This is a genomic window from Streptomyces sp., assembly GCF_036566765.1.
Lineage (GTDB): Bacteria > Actinomycetota > Actinomycetes > Streptomycetales > Streptomycetaceae > Streptomyces.
Map to the genome: position 1 here is coordinate 1 of NZ_DATCVQ010000620.1, position 4,522 is coordinate 4,522.

The 4,522-nt window shown below is 70.6% G+C and carries 6 protein-coding genes; all 6 read left to right on the forward strand.

The features are described from left to right. The first annotated feature begins 430 nt into the window (after positions 1-430). Positions 431-1,021: an HNH endonuclease gene (locus VIU94_RS36115; protein WP_331918341.1), complete on the forward strand. Its 591-nt coding sequence runs from the start codon at positions 431-433 to the stop codon at positions 1,019-1,021. 9 nt (positions 1,022-1,030) lie between these two features. Next, positions 1,031-1,279, forward strand: coding sequence for a hypothetical protein (locus VIU94_RS36120; protein WP_331918343.1), 249 nt, complete (start codon positions 1,031-1,033; stop codon positions 1,277-1,279). Continuing rightward, on the forward strand, positions 1,239-2,738 hold the full coding sequence (locus tag VIU94_RS36125; protein ID WP_331918345.1) for a terminase large subunit domain-containing protein: 1,500 nt from the start codon (positions 1,239-1,241) through the stop codon (positions 2,736-2,738). Before VIU94_RS36120 ends, VIU94_RS36125 begins: the two co-directional genes overlap by 41 nt. Continuing rightward, entirely contained in the window at positions 2,732-2,893 is a 162-nt protein-coding gene (locus tag VIU94_RS36130; protein ID WP_331918347.1) for a hypothetical protein, read from the forward strand. Before VIU94_RS36125 ends, VIU94_RS36130 begins: the two co-directional genes overlap by 7 nt. Beyond that, entirely contained in the window at positions 2,890-4,215 is a 1,326-nt protein-coding gene (locus VIU94_RS36135; protein WP_331918349.1) for a phage portal protein, read from the forward strand. The genes VIU94_RS36130 and VIU94_RS36135 overlap by 4 nt, the downstream gene beginning before the upstream one ends. Next, the coding region (locus VIU94_RS36140) for an HK97 family phage prohead protease (protein WP_331918134.1) at positions 4,187-4,522 on the forward strand (336 nt) is incomplete at its 3' end. The genes VIU94_RS36135 and VIU94_RS36140, both read left to right, overlap by 29 nt.

Sequence of the window (4,522 nt, forward strand, 5' to 3'; positions counted from 1 at the left end):
CGAGATGCAGCGGGTCGCCACCCGCTGGTACCGGCAGCGCCGGCCCCAGGCGCAGGACGTCATGCCCCAGACATCCAGGCAGTGGTGACAGCGGGCAACCAGCCCGACGGCGGCCCCGCTACACCCCGCAAGCGCTCGCTCGACGCAACAGAAACGATCTCCGATCGGCGCTGATCCAGGCTCGCCAGGGGGAGAGTGGATCAAAAGTTCAGCGCCGGAGCGGGCGACCCAAAAGCCCTTGTCTCCCGGTTTTGCGCGTGATCGATTTGAAAGACGATCTTGACCCGAATTCAAGATCAAACCCAATTAGCGGCGTCACTCTCCGTGACATCACCCTGCGTCACCTCCATTGATCACCCGTCGCCGATCACGGCGGGCAGGAAGGCCCGAGTCTCCCGGCTCGGGCCTTCCGCATTTCCGGGAGACGAACATGACCAATGTCAAGTCCTTCACCTGCATCGACTGTGGGGCCACGGGAGAGCAGCGGACTCGTGGCCGCGCTCGCCTTCGCTGTGAGCCGTGCGGCAAGAAGCGCCGGACGTCCCTGTCCGTGCAGCGCCCCTGGGCCGAGAGGAAGGCAGGCCGAGCGGTCGCGCAGTGTAAGAGCTGCGGGGCGGAGTACCACAAGTACGCGCGCGAGCAGCGCTGGTGCTCGCAGGCGTGCGCTGCCTCCAACAAGCCCGGCTCCGGGCCACGTGGCCGGTCGACCGAGGCTTTGGAGCGTCAGCGGCTGTACTGGCAGGCGAAGAACCGTCGGCGGCGTGCGGCAAAGCGTGGCGGGATGTCGGAGCCGTACACGCTGGCGGAGATAGCGGAGCGCGACGGTGGCCGCTGCAAGCTGTGTGGCGGCCGGGTAGCGATGGGGCGGCAGGTGCCGCATCCGAAGGCGCCGACGATCGACCACGTCGTGCCTGTGTCCAAGGGCGGTGACGACACCCGGGCGAACGTGCAGCTGGCGCACTTCGTGTGCAACAGCGCCAAGGGGGCCCGCGGTGGCCAGCAGCTCGCGCTAATCGGCTGAGGAGGCGATGTGGTCGCTGACGAGATCCGAGCCGAGATCGAGCAGCTTGGCGTTGCCGCGGTGGCTCCTGGCCAGGCCGAGCTGGTGCTGAAGTTGGCAGAGACGTTCGACGAGACCGACGCGCCCACGGCTCGTGCTGTGGTGGCTCGCGAACTGGGCGCCGCGATGAAGACGCTGCGGGCGCTGGCCCCGGCCGTCAAGGAGGGGGACGGCGTCGATGACCTCACTGCTCGACGCGCCGCCCGCCGCGGCGCCTGACCCTGCCGGCTGCCAGACCCCCCGCATCACAACCGTCCCAGCGTCGCGGCTGTCGTCCTCCGGCCAAGAGGCCGTCGAGCTGGCGGCACTGGCAGGTCTGCAACTCGACCCGTGGCAGCAGCACGTCCTCGACATGGGTCTGTCGGAGCGGGCCGACGGCCGATGGTCCGCATTCGAGGTCGCTGTGAACGTCCCGCGGCAGAACGGGAAGGGCGGGATCATCGAGGCCCGCCAGCTGGCCGGCCTGTTCCTCCTCGGCGAGAAGCTGATCCTGCACTCGGCGCACGAGTTCAAGACGAGCATCGTGGCGTTCAAGCGGATTGAGCAACTCGTCATGGGCTGCCCTGACCTGCGGAAACGTGTGCTGCGGGTACGGCGGACGACCGGTGAGGAAGCGATCGAGCTCGTCACCGGGCAAGTACTGCGGTTCCTGGCCCGCTCCGGCGGCTCCGGCCGCGGCTTCACCGGAGACTGCAACATCCTCGACGAGGCAATGATCCTCGGTGACGACGCCATGGGCGCGCTCATGCCGACCATGTCGGCCGTGCCGAACCCGCAGATCTGGTACCTCGGTTCGGCCGGCATCGGCGCTCCGTCGGTGCAGCTCGGCCGCCTGCGGGCCCGCGCGCTGGCCGCTGTGGAGACCGGGGAGCCGGATCCGTCCCTCGCCTACTTCGAGTGGTCGGTCGACCCGCACCGGGCCGAGTGCGGCCCGTCCTGCGCCGAGCACGCCGACCCCGACGACCCCGCGTCGTGGGCGCAGGCGAACCCGGCGCTCGGGATCCGGATCACGGCGGAGCACGTTCGCAACGAGCGCTTGTCGATGGGCTCGGGCGGCATCTTCGAGCGGGAGCGCCTCGGCGTCGGGGACTACCCGGTCGACGGGGCGGAGACGTGGCAGGTCATCGGAGAGGACGCCTGGCGGTCACTGGCCGACGCCAAGTCCCGGCCGGACGGGCCGATCGCGATGGCGATCGACGCAACGCCCGAGCGCTCCCATGCGGCAATCGCTGTGGCGGGGCCGTGGCGGGGCGGGACGCACGTCGAGGTCATTGAGCACCGGCCCGGCATGGGCTGGGTCGTGGAGCGCGCCAAGGAGCTGCACGAGCGGCACAAGCCGCGCTGCTGGGTCGTCGATGGCGGCGGGCCGGCCGGGTCGCTCATCGAGGACCTGGCCGACGAGCTCGGCGTCGAGGTGGTGCAGCCGAAGGCGCGGCAGATCGCGGACGCCACCGGCCAGTTCTACGACGCAGTCGTGGAGCAGGGCATCAGCCACCTCGACCAGGCACCGCTCGCGGTCGCCCTCGCCGGCGCGCAGAAGCGCCCCCTCGGCGACGCGTGGGCATGGGCCCGGCGCGGGGTCGGAGTGGACATCAGCCCGCTGGTGGCGGCCACGCTGGCGCGCTGGGGGCTCGGCGCGGAGGTCGAGGAGCCGGAAGGGGCGCCGAACCTGTGGTGAAGCTGCTGTACGTCCTGGAGATCCTGTTCGTCCTCGTCGCCCTCGCGGGGGTCGCCCTCGTCTACACGCCGGCCGCGCTCGTCCTGGGCGGCCTGCTGGGCGTCCTGGCAGTCGAGCGGGCCACGAGCACCAGCCGGAAGGGAGATGAGCCGTGAGCCTCTTCGGCCTGTTCGAGCGGCGGTCCCTGGAGAACCCGGCCGTGCCGCTGACCGACGCCTCGCTGCTGGACTGGATGGGCGGGCCGCGGACCGACGCCGGGGTGCAGGTGTCGGAGAAGTCCAGCCTGCAGATGCCGGCCGTGTGGCGGTCGGTCGCGGTGATCGCGGGAGTGTCGGCGGCGCTGCCGCTGCACACGTACCGGACGGGGACGAAGGACCGGACCACGTCGACGCTGCTGGAGAATCCGCATCCGGACTTGACGCCGCTGGAGTTGTGGCGGCTGGCGTTCGTGCATCGGGTGCTGTGGGGGAACGCGTACCTGCAGAAGCTGCGGGGCGGTGCGTCGGGGCAGGTGCGGGAGTTGTGGCCGCTGTCGCCGGACCGGGTGCAGGTCGGCCGAGTGCGGCCGACGGCGGACAACCCTGCGGGGAAGGTCTTCAGCGTCACGGACGACTGGGGCGAGCAGCATGTGCTCACGCCCCGCGACGTCCTACACATCCCCGGCCTGGGGTACGACGGGGTGACGGGTTGCTCGCCGGTGCGGGCGGCGGCGCAGGGCATCGGCCTGGCGCAGGCTGCCGAGTCCGGGGCGGCCAAGCTGTTCGGCTCCGGGAACATGGTGTCCGGCGTCCTGCAGACCGAGGCCCGTCTGACTCCCGAGCAGGCGGCGGCGCTGAAGTCCCGTTGGCAGGCGAAGATCTCGGGGATCCAGAACGCCCACGAGGTCGCGGTCCTGGACTCCGGCGCGAGCTTCAAGCCCGTGGCCATGCCGCTGAAGGACTCCCAGTTCCTGGAGTCCCGCGAGTTCCAGATCACCGAGATCGCCCGCATGTTCGGCGTGCCGCTGTTCCTCCTCATGGAGACAGCGAAGTCCACCAGCTGGGGCACCGGCTTGGAGCAGCAGGCGCAGGGTTGGGTCACCTTCGACCTCGGCCCGACGTGGCTGGCACCGACGGAGCAGCGGATCACGAAGGAACTGCTGCCGACCGGGGAGTACGCGCACTACGCGCTGCAGGGGCTACTCCGCGGTGACAGCTCGGCGCGGGCGACGTACTACCGGGCGATGCGGGACACGGGCGTCATGTCCGCGAACGACATCCGGGTGCTGGAGGAGATGCCGCCGATCCCGGGCGACGAGGGCAACACCTACCTGCAGCCGACGTTCATGGCCCCTCTGGGCTCCAATCCACTGGCCGAGAACGGCGGGGACGTTCCCGCTCGCGCGGCCGCTCTCATGGCCGAGGCGCGCCGCCTGATGGCCGACCACGCTGACCAGGAAGGGGGCGATGATGCCCACGAAGACGACCGGCGCCGCTGAGCAGCGCCGCCTTTCCCTGACCGAGGCCGGCCTCGCGCTGCGGGCCGCTGACGACGAGGGCGGCGAGCGGTTCGCCGGGTACGCGTCCGTGTTCAACTCGCGGACGGCGATCGGCAACCCGCTGCGGTGGGGGTTCTACGAGGAGATCGCCCCCGGGGCTTTCGCTAAGACCCTCACCGAGTCGGACGCCCGGATGCTGATCGACCACGACTCGTACTACGTGGTGTCCCGCTCGGCGGCCGGAACGCTGACGCTGTCGGAGGACGAGCGCGGCCTCGCGGTCGACTCGGCCCTCGACACGGAGCTG

Excerpts from the sequence above, each read along its gene's own strand:
- VIU94_RS36115 (WP_331918341.1), top strand. The coding sequence starts at position 431 with ATGACCAATGTCAAGTCCTTCACCTGCATCGACTGTGGGGCCACGGGA.
- VIU94_RS36125 (WP_331918345.1), top strand. The coding sequence starts at position 1,239 with ATGACCTCACTGCTCGACGCGCCGCCCGCCGCGGCGCCTGACCCTGCC.